Here is a 16,821-nt window from a genome sequence, read left to right as displayed (position 1 = left end):
CAGTCTTTATTGACTATATTTGTGGATTAGAATGATTCTTAATAAAATTAAATTTAATTAGATTTATAGGAGTTTAGTCTTTTGTTTAACACCTTATAAATCAGGTCTATTACATATAAAAATGAAGCTTAATAAACAAGATATACTTAAAGCGCTAGAAACTATTACAGTGGCGGGTGAAGGGCAAAACATGGTAGAAAGTGGTGCCGTAAAAAACGTAATCACTTTTGGAGATGAGGTAATTGTTGATATTACCATTACAAACCCTAGTTTACAAGCAAAAAAACGTACTGAAGTTGATATTTTAAAAACAATACATGAACTGGTTTACGAAAAAGCAAAAATAAAAGTAAACGTAACAGTTGATGCTCCAGAAAAACCAAAAGTAAACGTAATAAAAGGAAATCCTATTCCTGGAATTCAAAATATTATAGCTGTGGCTTCAGGTAAAGGTGGTGTTGGAAAATCTACAGTAACTTCTAATTTGGCTGTTTCTTTGGCGAAAATGGGTTTTAAAGTTGGGGTTTTGGATGCCGATATTTACGGGCCATCTATTCCAATTATGTTTGATGTAGAAGCTGAAAGACCGCTTGCAGTAACCATTGATGGGAAGTCTAAAATGAAACCTGTTGAAAATTATGATGTAAAAGTCCTTTCTATTGGGTTTTTTACGCAACCAAACCAAGCGGTTGTTTGGCGAGGTCCTATGGCGGCGAAAGCTTTAAATCAAATGATTTTTGATGCACATTGGGGTGAGATTGATTTTCTGCTAATTGATTTACCTCCTGGAACTGGCGATATTCATTTAAGCATTATGCAGTCTTTACCTATTACCGGAGCAGTGGTGGTAAGTACTCCTCAAAATGTAGCTTTAGCCGATGCTAAAAAAGGAGTTGCGATGTTCCAACAAGAAAGTATTGATGTTCCTGTTTTAGGAATCATTGAAAATATGGCCTATTTTACACCTGCGGAATTACCAGAAAATAAATACTATATTTTTGGAAAGGAAGGTGCGAAAAACTTAGCTGAGGATTTAAATATTCCATTTTTAGGTGAAATACCATTAGTTCAGAGTATCAGGGAAGCTGGTGATGTAGGTCGTCCAGCAGCATTGCAAACAGGTACGCCTTTAGAGCAAGCCTTTGAGAAATTAACACAAAATGTAGTGCAAGAAGTAGTAAAGCGTAATGAAAGTTTACCCCCAACCGAAGCTATTAAAATTACAACAATGGCAGGATGTTCAACAGTTAATAATAAATAAATGACGTCAGAAGAAATAAGAGATAATGTTGAAAAAGCCTTAGAAGAAATTCGTCCGTTTTTACAAAGTGATGGCGGTGATATTTCATTATTATCTATTGAAGAGAATGATACTTTAGTAAAAGTACAGTTACAAGGTGCATGCGTTGGATGCAGTGTTAACCAAATGACACTAAAATCGGGTGTTGAAATGACAATAAAAAAGTACGCACCTCAAATAGAGCGTGTAATTAATATACAGTCATAATTACCTATTGAATTTTATAAAAACAGCCTTTAAATTGAATTTTTGTAATTCAATTTAAAGGCTGTTTTATTTGTTGATATGTTTGCCTTTTTTTGAAGTGTAAACAAATTTATTCTTAAATAATTCTTTCTTGTCTAAGTAGTGTGTCTAGGTTATTCGCCACGTCAAAACATTTGCTTACTATTGAAACTTCATTACAAAATTTTAAATCGGTATTCTGTGATTGACATTTAAAATCTACCAAGTTTAATTTACTAAAATTTTTATTTATTTTTTTGCACTGCTCATAAAGACTATTAATAGTTGTGTATTTCTCATGGTTTACACCATTTTTTAAGAGATAACCTCTTAAATAATTTTCAATAGCAAATTGTGAATTTTTACAAACAAGGAAGGATACAATATCTTCTTTAGGTTTATATAGTTCTTTGTTTGCATCATTCAGTTTCTTTGCTGCATTTACAAAATAGTCAATGGGTTCTTTGTCCATAATGTGTGATTTTAATTTAGAGCCCTCCATGCTACAAAATTATAGCATGGAGAAACACTACTTTTATTTGTTAATTAATATGTATTTACATATCTCTGTATAATTCTAAACGTTCCCATTTAGAATGAACTTCATCTTGAGCTTGATTTAATAATTCGGCTCCTAAAGTTGCATTTTCTTTTACCACCCTGTTAAAACGAGCTTCGTTATACATAAAGTCGCTTAATGGGATGCTTGGTGCTTTAGAATCCATGCTGAAACGTTTTCCTTTTGGTTTAGAAGGATCAAATCTAAATAGCGGCCAATATCCAGAATCTACAGCTTTTTCTTGTTGTGAAATTGCGTGTTTCAATTCGTAACCATGCTCACCACAGTGTGCGTAGGCAATAATTAAAGATGGACCAGGATATGCCGCAGCTTCTTGAATTGCTCTAAGTGTTTGCATGTCCTTGGCTCCCATTGCTATTTGAGCAACGTATACATTTCCATAAGAAATTGCTTGTAAAGCCATGCTCTTTTTGCTGGTCTTTTTACCGCCAATGGTAAATTTAGCACTAGCTCCTAGTGGAGTCGATTTTGATGCCTGACCTCCAGTGTTTGAATAAACCTCGGTATCCATTACCAAAATATTTATATCTTCTCCTGTTGATAATACGTGATCTACACCACCGTAACCTATATCATATGCCCATCCGTCTCCACCAAATATCCAAACGGCTTTTTTACGTAAATATTCAGTTAATTGGTTTAATTTAAGAGCATCTTCGTTATTAATGATTTCTAATGATTTCTTAAGTTCGGCAATATCAGCATGTTTTTTAGCTTTTTCAATTTCTGTTGCTTCAGGATTGTTTAAAATATTATTAACTAATTCACTTCCAACTAACGGTTCTAACGATTTTAATAAATCTACCGCTATTTCTTGTTTTTTGGTAAGTGCAAGTTTCATGCCTAAGCCAAACTCAGCATTGTCTTCAAACAATGAATTTGCCCAAGCTGGACCTCTACCGAATTCATTCTTCTTGTAAGGTGTTGTTGGTAAATTACCACCATAAATAGAAGAACATCCTGTTGCATTGGCAATCATAATGCTATCGCCATACAACTGCGTAATCATTTTTATATAAGGTGTTTCACCACAACCTGAACAAGCCCCAGAGAACTCAAATAATGGTTCTAAGAATTGCGAGCCTTTTAGGTTGGTAATTTGCAACGCAGTTCTGTCGTTATATGGCAGGTTAACAAAATAATCCCAATTAACGTTTTCTTCTGCATCAACTTCAATTTTCTTATGCATATTAATAGCTTTGAAGTTGTCCTTCTCTTTAGAAACTGCAGGACAAATGGCCACACAAAGATCACAACCTGTACAATCTTCAGGAGAAACTTGTAAAACATAGGAATCATTTTCTTTAGAGAATGGTCGTCCTATAGCTGCTGCTCTTTTTAAAGAGGTTGGGAAACTAGCAATATCCTCGTTAGAAACTACTTTAGATCGAATTGCTGCGTGAGGACAAATGGCAACACATTTGTTACATTGTGTACATAAATCTGCGTCGTCCCAAACAGGAATAAAATCGGCAATTCCACTTTTTTCGTATTGAGTAGTTCCTGTTGGGAAGGTGCCATCCACTGTAAAGGCACTTACAGGAAGTTCATCTCCAAATCCAGCTAATATTTTTTCTAAAACATCAGTAACGAAACCATCTGGCGCATTTCTCATGGCTGATGATAATTCTTTTTCGCTTGTTAATACTTTAGGATAATCTACTTGGAATAAATTTTCTAATGCTTTATCAACGGCATTAAAATTCATTTTAACCACTTTTTCTCCTTTATGAGAATACGATTTTACAATGGCATCTTTAATTTTTTGAATAGCTTCCTCTCTTGGAAGAATACCAGAAATAGCGAAGAAGCAGGTTTGTAAAACAGTATTGGCGCGTTTTCCTAATTTGGCATCGTGCGCCACTTGAGTCGCATCAATCACATAAAATTTAGCTTCTTTTTGGATGATTCCTTTTTGAATTTCAGCAGGTAATATATCCCATATTTCATCTTTGGAATATGGCGAATTCAATAAGAACGTTCCGCCATGTTTTAATTCGGAAATCATATCAAATTTCTCTATGAAATTAAATTTATGACTGGCGATGAAATCGGCTTTATCTACTAAATAATTTGAGTGAATTGGGTCTGGACCAAAACGTAAATGCGAAATGGTTTGAGCTCCTGCTTTTTTAGAATCGTACACAAAGTAACCCTGCACATAATTATCAGTGGTTTCACCAATAATTTTAATGGAGTTTTTATTTGCCCCTACGGTTCCATCGGAACCTAAACCATAAAACATACAGTTAATGGTTTTAGTTTTGGTTTCAAATGATGGATCGTAATATAAACTAGTAAAGGTCACATCATCATTAATTCCAATAGTGAAGTGGTTTTTAGGTTTTTTATTTAATAATTCGTCATAAATTCCTTTAACCATTGCTGGGGTAAATTCTTTTGATGACAATCCGTATCGTCCAGCAACTACAGTAGGCATCTCTCTTTCACTTTCATTAAGTGCCGCAACAATATCCAAGTAAAGTGGGTCGCCAACGCTTCCTGGCTCTTTAGTTCTATCTAAAACAGCTATTTTAGTTACTGTTTCTGGTAAAACTTCAACAAATGCAGCAATAGAGAATGGTTTGAATAAACGAACAAAAATAACACCCACTTTTTCGCCGTCGGCTAACATCACTTCCAATGCTTCTTTTACTGGGCCTTCGGCTGATCCCATGATAATAATAACACGTTCTGCTTCTGGGTGGCCTAAGTAATCAAATAAATTGTATCGACGACCAGTATGTTCGAAGAACTCGTCCATAGTTTTTTGAACGATTCCTGGTACTTTATCATAAAAAGGGTTACAAGCTTCTCTGGCTTGGAAAAATACATCAGGATTTTGAGTAGACCCTCGCAAAACAGGATTGTCGGGATCCAATGATCTTTTTCTATGTGCCATTACTTCGGCTTCAGGCATCATTGATTTGATAACATCGTCTGGAATTCCATCTATTTTAGAAATTTCATGAGAAGTTCTAAAACCATCGAAAATATTTAAAAATGGTACTCTTGATTTTAAAGTTGCTACTTGCGATATCAATGCAAAATCATGGGCTTCTTGTACGGAACCACCAAATAACATAGCGAATCCAGTTTGACGACAAGCCATAACGTCGGAATGATCTCCAAAAATGGATAGTGCATGCGTTGCAATTGTTCTTGCAGCTACGTGTATTACGCATGGCAATAATTCACCTGCGATTTTATACATATTAGGAATCATTAACAATAACCCTTGGGAAGCTGTAAAAGTTGTAGTTAAAGCACCAGCTTGTAAAGAACCATGAACGGCTCCTGCGGCCCCACCTTCACTTTGCATTTCCACAATTCGAGGCGTATTATTCCAAATATTTGTTTTGCCTTTCGAGCTGTAAAGTTCTGCGTGCTCTCCCATAGGAGACGAAGGCGTAATAGGGTAGATAGCACAAACCTCATTGGTTTTATGAGCTATAATAGCCACTGCCTCGTTGCCATCACATATTAGTTTCTTAAATTCTTTTTTCATGATAAAATATTAAGTTAAAGTCGAATTTATTTGATATTAGAAGTGTGAAAATTAGTAACTATATACATTAAAATATATGATTTATATCAGGTAATGTGATTTAAAATGAGGCAATTGAATATTTTTGGTAGGAATTGAATCTACGTGTTGGATGTTATTTATTACAATAAATAAATGATGGAGCCTCTTTATTTATTTTCTTCATAAAACACATTGATTATATATAATGAATAGGTGTAAAAAAAAATGAGGTCTTCAAAATTACCGAAGACCTCATTCTCAAAAGTATATTTTTTCAAAGTTTTTTAACCCACGAAACCTTGATAAATATACAACAAAATGAATTGTAAATATTGTTTTGCAGTTTTTTTAAAGAGTTACTCTGCGTGTAACCAAGCTTTCTTTTCTAATAAAGCGTCTTCGCTTTCAACATGATTTTCATCAGGAACACAGCAGTCAACCGGACATACAGATGCACATTGTGGTTCATCGTGGAATCCTTTACATTCAGTACATTTATCTGGCACTATGTAATAAAATTCCTGAGAGATTGGGTTGTTCATTTCATCTGCATCTACTTCTTTTCCGCTTGGCGTTTTTACCATACCACTTAAAGCAGTTTCATCTGCATAAGCCCATTCTTGGCTTGGTTCGTAAATTGCATTATTTGGACATTCTGCGATACAAGCATCGCAGTTGATGCATTCTTCTGTTATAATAATAGCCATAAAATTGATTTTTTAATAAAGTACACAACAATATTAGGTTTATTCTAACTTCCTACAAATGACAAAAGTCATATTTAAAAATAAAAAGTAGAATTAAATTTGAAAGTATCCCTATTTATTTAAATAGGCTCATTTTCAATTAATTAATACGCTTTTTATGTTATTAGAAAAATTAAAAGTGCTACCAGAAGAATTAGAAGCGGTCGTGATTCGCTTTGTAGGAGATTCCGGAGATGGCATGCAGTTAACAGGAACGCAGTTTTCCGATACCTCTGCCATGTTTGGAAACGACATTGCTACCTTCCCTAATTATCCGTCGGAAATTAGAGCGCCTCAAGGAAGTCTTTATGGCGTTTCAGGTTTTCAGGTTCATATAGGTAGTGTGGAGATTAGTACACCCGGCGATGATGTTGATTTACTTGTAGCTATGAATCCTGCGGGTTTAAAAACCAATTTATATGCAGTGAAACCAGGTCATACTATTATTGTAGATGCGGATTCATTCACTACTAAAAACTTAGAAAAAGCGCAATATAAAAGTAATCCGCTTAAAGATGGAAGTTTAAATAATTATCGGGTTATAGAAGTTCCTATGTCTTCATTAACGAAGGAAGCTTTGAAGGATCTAGATAATCTAGACAATAAAAGTGTTACTCGAAGTAAAAATATGTTTGCTTTGGGTATTGTGTATTGGATGTACGATCGGTCTCCCGAACACACCATTGATTTCTTCAATAAGAAATTTAAATCGAATCCTCTTATAATTGAATTAAATAGTAGAGTATTAAATGCTGGATATTTTTATGCCGAAACTTTAGAGCTTATACCAAATTCTTACACCATTTTACCAGCTAAAATGGAACCAGGTACCTACCGAATTATTGGAGGAAACAAAGCAACAGCCTGGGGCTTTTTAGCAGCCGCCGAGAAATCGGGTTTAGAATTATTTTTAGGGTCCTACCCAATTACTCCAGCAACGGATATTTTACATGAGCTGGTAAAACACAAACATTTTGGTGTAAAAGCCTTTCAGGCAGAAGACGAGATTGCAGGAGTAACATCGGCAATTGGGGCGTCATTTGCTGGTGATTTAGCTATTACTACAACATCTGGTCCAGGACTAGCATTAAAGAGTGAAGCATTAGGCTTGGCTATGATGGTAGAATTACCTTTAGTTGTAGTAAACGTACAACGTGGGGGCCCATCTACAGGGTTGCCTACAAAAACAGAACAATCCGATCTTATGCAGGCCATGTATGGTAGAAATGGTGAAAGCCCTGTAATAGTGTTGGCGGCAAGTACACCATCCGATTGTTTTAATTATGCCTATCAGGCGGCAAAACTGGCTTTGGAGCATATGACGCCTGTGGTGCTGTTAACAGATGGCTATATTGCTAATGGTTCTGAACCATGGAAAATAAAAACAGTGGCAGAAATGCCAGAAATTAAAAATAATAAAGTTACCGAAGTAAAAGAAAACTGGCACCCTTACGATAGAAATGAAGAAACTTTGGCTCGTAATTGGGCAATTCCCGGAACCTATGGTTTGGAACACCGCATTGGAGGTTTAGAAAAGGATAAAATTACAGGGAACGTATCTCATGTACCTGAAAATCATGAATTCATGACTAAAATTAGGGCCGAAAAAATTAAGCGTGTACAAAATTATATACCTGAATTACAAACTGAATTTGCCGATTCGGGAGACTTGTTGGTTGTAGGGTGGGGAGGCACTTATGGTAGTTTGCATTCAGCAGTAAAACAATTAAATAGTCAAGGTTATAAAAATATAGGTTTTGCTCATTTTCAATACATTAACCCATTGCCAAAAAATACAGAAGCCGTTTTGAGTAAATTTAAAAAGGTTGTGGTTTGCGAGTTAAATAACGGGCAATTTGTAAACATTCTAAAAATGAATACTAACATAACTGGTTTATTGCAATATAATAAAATACAAGGCCTACCATTTGGAAACTTGGAGTTAGTAGAAAAATTTAAACAATTAGTAAACTGATTATGGAAACAACAGCTACAGAAAGATATACGTTTAAAGATTTTGCAAGCGACCAAGAAGTAAGATGGTGTCCTGGTTGTGATGATTATGTTATCCTACGATCCATGCAAAAAGCACTTCCAGAAATGGGGGTAAAAAAAGAAGATGTCGTTTTTATTTCAGGAATTGGTTGCTCATCGCGCTTTCCTTATTACATGGATACGTATGGGATGCATGGCATTCATGGTAGAGCGCCAGCTATAGCATCGGGAGTTAAATTGGCAAATCCAAATTTAAGTGTATGGGTAATTACGGGCGATGGCGACTCTATGGCTATTGGCGGAAATCATTTTATACATGTACTTCGAAGAAATATCGATTTAAACATAATCCTTTTTAATAATCAAATTTACGGTTTAACCAAAGGTCAGTTTTCGCCAACATCTATGGTTGGTCAAAAAACAAAATCATCGCCTTACGGAAATACCCAACCACCGTTTCATCCAGGTGAATTAGCTATAGGAGCGCAAGCGCGATTTTTTGCTAGAATAGGAGGGAATACCCCGCGAGAAATGACAGAAATATTTATTGAAGCTGAAAAATTTAACGGAACATCCTTGGTTGAGGTATTACAGAATTGTGTTATTTTTAATGAAGGTTGCTTTACTAGATATACCGATAAAAACATTAGGGAAGATAAACAGTTGTATGTTGAACATGGAAAACCCATGATTTTTGGAAAGTGTAAAGATAAAGGTTTGATATTAAGTGGGTTGAAATTGGTAGTGGTTTCTATAGGCGAAGATGGCTATACTGAAGACGATATTTTAGTTCATGATGCTAAAGAGAAAGACCCAACCTTACATCAAATGTTAGTGCGTTTGGAATACCCCTTAGTTACCGGAATTATTAGAAGTTTTGATGATGTAACATTAGAAGAGCGTGAAGACAACTTAACTAAGCAAGTAAAGGCGAATTCTAAATTTACAAAAACAGATGATTTGTTTTTCTCTGGTGAAACGTATCAAGTGAAATAAATAAATTGTAAATGGCAGATTGTTTTATAAAAAAAACCTCAAGAATTTCTTGAGGTTTTTGTCTTTTATTTTAATCTTACCAAATTAAAACTCTTTTTTCTGGGGCAACATACATACCATCGCCTGGTTTTATATCAAACGCTTTATGGAACGTTTCCAAGTTTAATAAAGGCACATAACCACGATACATTGCAGGAGAATGTGGATCCGTTTTTACTTGATTTTTAATGGCTTCATCACGCATTTTACTTCTCCAAATGGTTGCCCAAGAAATAAATAAACGTTGTTCTGGAGTAAAACCATCAATTAATCCAGGGTTGCCGTTTTCTTTTAAATATAGTTGCAATCCATCATATGCAGCATTGATGCCACCAAGATCTCCTATGTTTTCACCTAAAGTAAATTTACCATCTACCTTAATTCCTGGTATTGGTTCTAAAGCTGAATATTGATCAGCTAAGGCTGTACCTAGTGCTGTAAATTGAGTTAAATCTTCTTCAGTCCACCAGTTTATAAGATTTCCATCGGCATTATATCGAGACCCTGAATCATCAAAACCGTGCGAGATTTCATGTCCAATTACGGCTCCAATACCACCGTAATTTACGGCTTCGTCTGCATTGTAATCATAAAAAGGAGGTTGCAGGATAGCTGCTGGGAAAACGATTTCATTATTTGAAGGGTTGAAATACGCATTCACTGTTTGAGGCGACATACCCCATTCTGTTTTATCAACAGGCTTATTTAATTTTTCGATATTTCTTTTGAAACTCCACTCTGAAATTAATAAGGAATTATCAAAATACGTACCGCCTTCTTCCGGACTTATAATGGTTAAAGCTGAATAGTCTTTCCATTTATCAGGGTATCCAATTTTAATGGTCATTTTATTTAGCTTCTCAATAGCACTTTTCTTTGTGTCTGCCGACATCCAAGTTAAATTGTTAATTCTAGCTTCATAAGCACGGATAACGTTTTTAATCATGTTTTGTGCTTTTTCTTTAGCTTCCGCTGGGAACATTTTTTCAACATATAATTTTCCTAAAGCCTCGCCAGTTGCACCATTAATAACTTGAAGCGCCCCTTCATCTCTTGGGCGTTGTTTGATGGCACCGCTTAGGGTTTTACTATAAAAATCCCAGTTAGCTTTTTCTAAATCTGTTGATAAATTATCGGCTGCTTTATTAAGTAGGGTCCAACGCATATAGGCTTTCCAGTCCTCAATTTTGTTTGCTGTTAGAATTTGTTGTAAAGCGTCCATATACTTTGGTTGAGACACTATTAAAGTATCTACAATTGGCAACCCAATACTAGTAATTTGCTTTTCCCAATCGATAGCGTTTGTCATTTTCTGCAAATCGGCAATCGTCATTGGATTGTACGATTTTCTTCTGTCTCTGCGTTCAACACGGTCTAATCTTGGTTTAGACATTTCAGTTTCTAAAGCCAAAATTTTCTCAGCATTCTTTTTGGCAACTTTTGGTTTTTCTCCAATAAATTGCAGCATACGTGCTATGTGTAACACATATTTTTCACGCTTCTCTTTAGAATCGGCATCTTTGGATACATAATAATCTTTATCAGGTAATCCTAAACTTCCGGGACCAACATAAATAACGTTTTTAGAACTGTTTTTGGCATCCGTTCCAACACCTATTCCAAAAAATCCAATACCGCCTTTGGAAGCCATTTCAATGGCTAGATTTTGTAAATCTGTTACATTTTTTACTGCATCAATTTTAGCAAGATAAGGTTTTAAGGGGGTAATACCTGCCTTATTCCTTGCCACAGTATCCATGATGGATTTATACAAATTGATAGCTTTACCTTGATCGGTATCCGATTTATATTGTGGGTTTTTAGAAGCTTCTTCTAAAATAGCTAGGGCATCTGCATCTGTTTTTTTTCTCAATTCATCAAAACTTCCCCAACGTGTTCTATCTGCCGGAATCTCGGTGTTTTTTAGCCAAGTGCCATTTACAAAATTGAAAAAATCATCTTTTGGACTAACGGAGGTGTCCATCAAGGATAAATCTATTCCAACCCCTTTTTGTTGTGCATAGCTTTGATTAAGGCTTAAGGCAGTAATCAAAACCATAAAAATTTTAGTAGTTTTTGAAATCATAGTATTTCTGTTGTTTTAGTTTTTTGCAAATTTATTTTTTAATTATGTTAAAATGGCGCTTTTAACATAACTATAATAGTTGTTTTGGCTGATTTGGTGCAAAAAATGCAATTTTTAAGAGGAGTAACTTTAGGTTACGTTGTATTAATTCCTTTTTATAGGTAAAGAATGAATTTAAAACACATGATTAGATTATAACCTCTTGTTAAGGTGAGTTTTATTAATTAGAATCATTAAATCATGGCAGAATCTAAAAAACAGGAAGATTTAATATTTCTATTAGAAGACAAAATAAAATCAGTCTTTAAAAATTATACTAGCCCAGTAAATCCTAAAAATGCTAATGATAAAAGTCCGGCAACTAATAAGTTAATAGGTACTCCTTTCATGCCTTCAGGAATATTTGCAAGTTCTAATTGTTCTCTAATACTGGCAAAAACGATTAGCGCTAATGCAAAACCAACGGAGTTTGAAATTGCGAAAAATACAGCTTTTAAAAGGCTGCTGTTATCTAATCCTAAGGCTAAAATAGCAACTCCTAAAACGGCACAATTGGTTGTAATTAATGGAAGAAAAACACCTAAGGCCTGATATAATGGTGGACTTACTTTTTTAAGAATAATTTCAACCATTTGAACCAAAGCTGCAATTACTAAAATGAAGGATATTGTTCTTAAATAATCCAATCCTGCAGGTATTAAAACATACTCGTGTAGGAGGTAGGTTACTGTGGTAGCTATCGTCATAACGAACAATACGGCTCCAGACATACCTACCGATGTAGAAACTTTATTGGAAACACCCAGAAACGGACAAATTCCTAAAAATTGAGATAAAACAATATTGTTTACAAAAACGGCTGCTATAATGATAATTACATAATCCATTTCTAAGATGTTTTAGATGTTAATTTGTTGAAAACAACAGTTAAATAGGCCAAGGCTATAAACGCACCTGGTGGTAAAATAAAAAGTATAAAGGTGTTAGCGTCTTCATGAACAAAGCTTGCTCCAAACAAACTGCCGCTTCCCAAAATTTCGCGAATGGAACCTAAAACCGTTAAGGCTAATATAAAACCCAGTCCCATTCCCAAGGCATCAATAGCCGATGAAAGCAAGTTGTTTTTTGATGCAAAAGCTTCAGCGCGTCCTAAAATGATGCAGTTTACAACAATTAATGGGATGAAAATCCCCAGTTGTTCGTATAGAAATGGAACAAACGCTTCCAATATCATCTCCACGACAGTAACGAAAGATGCAATAATGATGATGAAGGCCGGAATACGTACTTTGGCTGGTATTTGGGTTTTTACTAAAGAAACTACCACATTCGACATCAGTAATACAAATGCTGTAGCAACGCCCATACCTAAACCGTTGAATGCTGATGAGGTAACACCCAATGTTGGACACATACCTAGAAGCATTACAAAAATGGGGTTTTCTTTAATGATTCCTTTTAAGAAATTTTGCTTTTGATTTATTGTTTCGGCCATAATTCTTAATTTTTAGATTCAATTAATGAACTATTATTTTTTATAAAGGCATCATACGCCATTTGAGTTGCATCACAAAATGCTCTGGTTGATATGGTTGCTCCCGTAAGCGCATCTACATCGCCTCCATCTTTCTTTACTTTTAAATTGTAAGAGGCAATATTTATGTTTTTAAACTGCTGCAGAAACTTTGGTTCTGCCATTTTAGTTCCTAAACCAGGAGTTTCTTTTTGTTCTAAAACAACCACATTTTCAATTTCGCCGGTTGGTTTAAAACCAATCATGATTTTAACTAGACCACTAAATCCTTTATTGGTGGATCCTATTACTGCGGCGCCAACAAATTCATTTTTTGAATAAGCAGGATATATTTCAACACTATCTGAGGCGGTTTCAGATTTAACGAGTTTCATATCTTCTACAGGGTTGTTGTCAAAAGTTGGTAAAACTAATTTTAAGGCATTCACCTTTTTCTCTAATTTAGCTTTAGCTTTAGGTTCTAAGGTTAAGTCATTTACAAAACCTAATGTTAGTCCCGAGATTAGTGTTATCAATAAAAGAGATACCACCATGTTTATAAATGTTGATTCTTTTTTACTCATAGTTACACGATTTTAGCTTTTATTTTGGTTCCGAATCTTCGAGGCTTGAAATATTTGTTAATTAGAGGCACAAAGGCATTCATAATTATAATAGCGAAAGAAATACCTTCAGGATAGGCTCCAAAAAGCCTTATTAATGCGGTTATAAGCCCAATACCGATAGCAAAAATTACCATGCCTTTTTTGGTCATAGGGCTAGTAACTAAATCGGTTGCCATATAAAATGCACCAAGAATAGCACCACCAGATAAGATATGTATTAGTGGATTTGCATAATGCTCCGGGTCTAAACTCCAAAAAGCACCAGTAATAACAGCCATAGTTACAAGAAGAATAATTGGAATATGCCAAGAGATTACTTTTCTGTAGATTAAATAAAACCCACCAAGCAATAATGCTAAAGCAGACATTTCACCTAACGAACCTCCAGTGAAACCGAAAAGCATATCCATGGTTGATGGAATTTTAGAGCTTATTTCTGTCATGGTTTCGCCATATTGTAACCCTTCTTTAATAACTCCTAATGAAGTAGCTCCTGTAACCGCATCCACAACTGTTGTATTATTTTCAATTGCTGTTGGCCACATGGTCATTTGTACCGGGAAGGACACTAGTAAAAACACACGTCCTACCAAGGCGGGATTAAAGATGTTGAAGCCTAAGCCGCCAAAAGATAGTTTTGCTATACCAATCGCAACAAGTGCGCCAACAATAACCATCCATATTGGTAAAGTAGAAGGTAGGTTGAAGGCTAAAAGTATGCCTGTAAGTAATGCGGAACCATCTGTTATGGTTACTTCGGTTTTAAAAAGATATTTCTGAATTACATATTCGAACACCATACAAGACGTAATAGCAACAGAAGTTACTATTAACGCGCTAATTCCAAACACATATATAGAAACTAAAAAGGCAGGTATTAGTGCGATTATTACATCATACATGAGTTTTTTAGAAGTCCTGTCGGAATGAACATGAGGTGAAGCAGATACAATTATTGTTTGGTTACTCATGATTAGTTTTTTGCAGTATTTAATTTTTTGACAATGCTTTTTCCAAACCTGATATAATCTAATAATGGGCGATGAGATGGGCATACATAACTACAAGAGCCGCATTCAATACAGGTCATAACATCTTCATCGGAGGCTTTTTCAAACAGCCCTTTTTCTGATAAATTCATTAAAAGATGTGGCTCTAAACCCATAGGGCAAACATCAACACATTCGCCACAGCGTATACAATTTTTCTGTTCACCTCTACTGGCTTCTTCTTCAGAGATAACTAAAATGCCAGAAGTTCCTTTGGTGACAGGTACATCCATGTTTTTAATAGCTTTTCCCATCATAGGACCACCATTAACAATTTTACGTGTTCCTTCAGGTAAACCTCCAACTTCTTTTACTAAATCGGAAATAGGGGTGCCTATTTTTACCCAGTAATTGGATGCGTTTTCAAGTTTTTTACCTGTAACAGTAACAACACGCTCTGTTAATGGGACGTTATGCTGTATGGCTTGATAAATAGCGAAAATGGTACCAACATTATGAACAATAACGCCAACATCTAGAGGCAACCCGTTCTTAGGTACTTCTCTATTTAAAATGGCTTGAACAAGCTGTTTTTCACCACCTTGCGGATATTTTACTTGTAAAGCAGCTACTTTAATTTTATCGTTGTTTTGGGTGAGATTTTTAAAGAGGTCAATGGCATCTTTTTTATTGTTTTCAATTCCAATTACGGCTTTGTTTATATGTAAAGCGTGCATTAATATTTCGATACCAACAACAATTTCTTCAGCCTTCTCCAGCATTAAACGGTGATCGGCTGTTAAATAGGGTTCGCATTCAACACCGTTAATTATAAGATGGTCCAAAACGGTACCTTCTTTAACATTTAATTTTACATGAGAAGGAAATGTTGCACCGCCTAAACCAACAATACCATTGTCGTTAATACGTTTTAAAATATCTTTTGGTTCAGCAGTAATTTCTTTTATTAAAGGATATTCTGGCACGATACTGTTTGATTCGTTTTTGGTATCAGTCCTAATAATAATACATTGTTTTTTGTAACCACTCGTATCAATGATTAGGTCTAATTTTGTAACAGTACCAGCTACTGGTGAATGGACATTGGAAGACACAAAGCCGCCAGATTTAGCAATAACCTGACCGATTTCAACTTTGTCTTTTACAGCAACAACAATTTCTGCGGGAATACCGATATGTTGAGATATTGGCACATATACCATAGTAGGGGCAGCCATTCTCTTAATACCTTTTGATGCTGTTATCTTGTTTTCTGGTGGGTGAATTCCGCCTTTATGAAATGTTTTAAGCATCGGTTTTTAATTTTTCAGTTTCAACATTTGCTTCAACTTTAGGTTCCTCTTTTTTTACTTTTTTCGGAGGAAAATTGGTTTCTATAATAGAATGAGTGGGGCATACTTCAACACATTTTCTACATAATGTACAAGCCACAGGGTCTATATATGCTAAATTGTTAACCATAATAACGGCATCTTTTGGGCATATATCTTCACATTTGGAGCAACCTATACAAGCAACATCACATGCTTTTTTTGCAATTCCTGCTTTATCCTGGTTTAAACAGCCAACGTACACTTTTAAATCGCGCTTATTCCGTGGGCGCATTTCAATAATATCTCGAGGACATGCTTCAACGCAAGCACCACACGAAGTACATTTATCAGTAATAATCACTGGCAATCCAGTAGTTTCATCCATGTACATGGCATCGAACTTACAAACTGCTACACAATCGCCATCGCCCAAGCATCCGTATTGGCAATCGGTTTCGCCACTATAAATCATAGCGGAAATAGCACAATTTCTTGGGCCTTGATATTCGGTTGTTTTTGGGCGTACATCACATGCCCCTTGGCATCGTACTACGGCTAATGTTGGGTCTTTTTCGGCTACTTGCTTGCCTAAAACTTCGGCAACAAGTTTCATAACATCATTTCCACCAACAGGACAAAAAAGATCGGAAATATCTTCAGTGTTAACCAATTTTTCTGCAAAAGATTTACATCCAGGAGAACCACATCCACCACAATTGGCAGCAGGCAGAATATCTTCAACCTCACCTATTAATGGGTCTTCATAAACATAAAACTTCTTGGAAACGACATACAGCACTATGGCTGCTATCAACCCTAAAGAAGCGAGTAAAAAAACACTATATAAAACAGATTCAGACATA

General features: G+C 35.3%; 14 protein-coding genes. 4 read left to right on the top strand and 10 right to left on the bottom strand.

Annotation, left to right across the window (positions count from 1 at the left end; all coding sequences use genetic code 11):
* Positions 1-121 precede the first annotated feature (121 nt).
* Positions 122-1,261, top strand: coding sequence for a P-loop NTPase (locus ABYI63_RS05640; RefSeq protein ID WP_372754333.1), 1,140 nt, complete (start codon positions 122-124; stop codon positions 1,259-1,261).
* Positions 1,262-1,507 carry a NifU family protein gene (locus tag ABYI63_RS05635; protein ID WP_372754331.1) on the top strand — a complete coding sequence of 82 codons (246 nt, stop codon included), beginning with the start codon at positions 1,262-1,264 and terminating at the stop codon, positions 1,505-1,507.
* 115 nt (positions 1,508-1,622) lie between these two features.
* On the opposite strand, the gene ABYI63_RS05630 is transcribed toward ABYI63_RS05635, so the two are convergent.
* The 3 genes from ABYI63_RS05630 to ABYI63_RS05620 form a co-directional block, all read right to left on the bottom strand.
* Positions 1,623-1,997: a HEPN domain-containing protein gene (locus tag ABYI63_RS05630; protein WP_372754329.1), complete on the bottom strand. Its 375-nt coding sequence runs from the start codon at positions 1,995-1,997 to the stop codon at positions 1,623-1,625.
* Between the two features lie 85 nt (positions 1,998-2,082).
* Complete coding sequence (nifJ, locus tag ABYI63_RS05625; RefSeq protein WP_372754327.1) at positions 2,083-5,613, bottom strand: pyruvate:ferredoxin (flavodoxin) oxidoreductase; 3,531 nt, start codon at positions 5,611-5,613, stop codon at positions 2,083-2,085.
* A gap of 377 nt (positions 5,614-5,990) precedes the next feature.
* The gene (locus ABYI63_RS05620) at positions 5,991-6,341 is read right to left on the bottom strand and encodes a 4Fe-4S dicluster domain-containing protein (RefSeq protein WP_372754325.1); all 351 of its coding nucleotides are present in this window, start codon (positions 6,339-6,341) and stop codon (positions 5,991-5,993) included.
* 157 nt (positions 6,342-6,498) lie between these two features.
* Between ABYI63_RS05620 and ABYI63_RS05615 the strand changes: the two genes are divergently transcribed.
* Positions 6,499-8,355 carry a 2-oxoacid:acceptor oxidoreductase subunit alpha gene (locus ABYI63_RS05615; protein WP_372754323.1) on the top strand — a complete coding sequence of 619 codons (1,857 nt, stop codon included), beginning with the start codon at positions 6,499-6,501 and terminating at the stop codon, positions 8,353-8,355.
* A 2-nt stretch (positions 8,356-8,357) separates the two neighbouring features.
* Positions 8,358-9,371, top strand: a complete 1,014-nt coding sequence (locus tag ABYI63_RS05610) for a 2-oxoacid:ferredoxin oxidoreductase subunit beta (protein ID WP_372754321.1) — start codon at positions 8,358-8,360, stop codon at positions 9,369-9,371.
* Positions 9,372-9,447: 76 nt separating this feature from the next.
* On the opposite strand, the gene ABYI63_RS05605 is transcribed toward ABYI63_RS05610, so the two are convergent.
* From ABYI63_RS05605 to ABYI63_RS05575, 7 genes are all read right to left on the bottom strand, one after another.
* Positions 9,448-11,496 carry a M13 family metallopeptidase gene (locus ABYI63_RS05605; RefSeq protein ID WP_372754319.1) on the bottom strand — a complete coding sequence of 683 codons (2,049 nt, stop codon included), beginning with the start codon at positions 11,494-11,496 and terminating at the stop codon, positions 9,448-9,450.
* Positions 11,497-11,807: 311 nt separating this feature from the next.
* Positions 11,808-12,383: an electron transport complex protein RnfA gene (locus tag ABYI63_RS05600; RefSeq protein WP_372754317.1), complete on the bottom strand. Its 576-nt coding sequence runs from the start codon at positions 12,381-12,383 to the stop codon at positions 11,808-11,810.
* A gap of 2 nt (positions 12,384-12,385) precedes the next feature.
* Complete coding sequence (locus ABYI63_RS05595; RefSeq protein ID WP_372754315.1) at positions 12,386-12,991, bottom strand: RnfABCDGE type electron transport complex subunit E; 606 nt, start codon at positions 12,989-12,991, stop codon at positions 12,386-12,388.
* Between the two features lie 5 nt (positions 12,992-12,996).
* On the bottom strand, positions 12,997-13,593 hold the full coding sequence (locus ABYI63_RS05590; RefSeq protein WP_372754313.1) for an RnfABCDGE type electron transport complex subunit G: 597 nt from the start codon (positions 13,591-13,593) through the stop codon (positions 12,997-12,999).
* A 2-nt stretch (positions 13,594-13,595) separates the two neighbouring features.
* On the bottom strand, positions 13,596-14,606 hold the full coding sequence (locus ABYI63_RS05585) for an RnfABCDGE type electron transport complex subunit D (RefSeq protein ID WP_372754311.1): 1,011 nt from the start codon (positions 14,604-14,606) through the stop codon (positions 13,596-13,598).
* Between the two features lie 2 nt (positions 14,607-14,608).
* Positions 14,609-15,937, bottom strand: a complete 1,329-nt coding sequence (gene rsxC / locus ABYI63_RS05580; protein WP_372754309.1) for an electron transport complex subunit RsxC — start codon at positions 15,935-15,937, stop codon at positions 14,609-14,611.
* Positions 15,930-16,820, bottom strand: coding sequence for a Fe-S cluster domain-containing protein (locus ABYI63_RS05575; RefSeq protein ID WP_372754307.1), 891 nt, complete (start codon positions 16,818-16,820; stop codon positions 15,930-15,932). Before ABYI63_RS05575 ends, rsxC begins: the two co-directional genes overlap by 8 nt.
* Position 16,821 lies beyond the last annotated feature (1 nt).

This window comes from Mariniflexile sp. (genome assembly GCF_041583155.1).
Lineage (GTDB): Bacteria > Bacteroidota > Bacteroidia > Flavobacteriales > Flavobacteriaceae > Mariniflexile.
Note: the sequence above shows the minus strand (reverse complement) of the source record. Positions and strands in the feature narration are given on the sequence as shown.

Excerpts from the sequence above, each read along its gene's own strand:
- ABYI63_RS05640 (WP_372754333.1), top strand. The coding sequence starts at position 122 with ATGAAGCTTAATAAACAAGATATACTTAAAGCGCTAGAAACTATTACA.
- ABYI63_RS05635 (WP_372754331.1), top strand. The coding sequence starts at position 1,262 with ATGACGTCAGAAGAAATAAGAGATAATGTTGAAAAAGCCTTAGAAGAA.
- ABYI63_RS05630 (WP_372754329.1), bottom strand. The coding sequence starts at position 1,997 with ATGGACAAAGAACCCATTGACTATTTTGTAAATGCAGCAAAGAAACTG.
- nifJ (WP_372754327.1), bottom strand. The coding sequence starts at position 5,613 with ATGAAAAAAGAATTTAAGAAACTAATATGTGATGGCAACGAGGCAGTG.
- ABYI63_RS05620 (WP_372754325.1), bottom strand. The coding sequence starts at position 6,341 with ATGGCTATTATTATAACAGAAGAATGCATCAACTGCGATGCTTGTATC.
- ABYI63_RS05615 (WP_372754323.1), top strand. The coding sequence starts at position 6,499 with ATGTTATTAGAAAAATTAAAAGTGCTACCAGAAGAATTAGAAGCGGTC.
- ABYI63_RS05610 (WP_372754321.1), top strand. The coding sequence starts at position 8,358 with ATGGAAACAACAGCTACAGAAAGATATACGTTTAAAGATTTTGCAAGC.
- ABYI63_RS05605 (WP_372754319.1), bottom strand. The coding sequence starts at position 11,496 with ATGATTTCAAAAACTACTAAAATTTTTATGGTTTTGATTACTGCCTTA.
- ABYI63_RS05600 (WP_372754317.1), bottom strand. The coding sequence starts at position 12,383 with ATGGATTATGTAATTATCATTATAGCAGCCGTTTTTGTAAACAATATT.
- ABYI63_RS05595 (WP_372754315.1), bottom strand. The coding sequence starts at position 12,991 with ATGGCCGAAACAATAAATCAAAAGCAAAATTTCTTAAAAGGAATCATT.
- ABYI63_RS05590 (WP_372754313.1), bottom strand. The coding sequence starts at position 13,593 with ATGAGTAAAAAAGAATCAACATTTATAAACATGGTGGTATCTCTTTTA.
- ABYI63_RS05585 (WP_372754311.1), bottom strand. The coding sequence starts at position 14,606 with ATGAGTAACCAAACAATAATTGTATCTGCTTCACCTCATGTTCATTCC.
- rsxC (WP_372754309.1), bottom strand. The coding sequence starts at position 15,937 with ATGCTTAAAACATTTCATAAAGGCGGAATTCACCCACCAGAAAACAAG.
- ABYI63_RS05575 (WP_372754307.1), bottom strand. The coding sequence starts at position 16,820 with ATGTCTGAATCTGTTTTATATAGTGTTTTTTTACTCGCTTCTTTAGGG.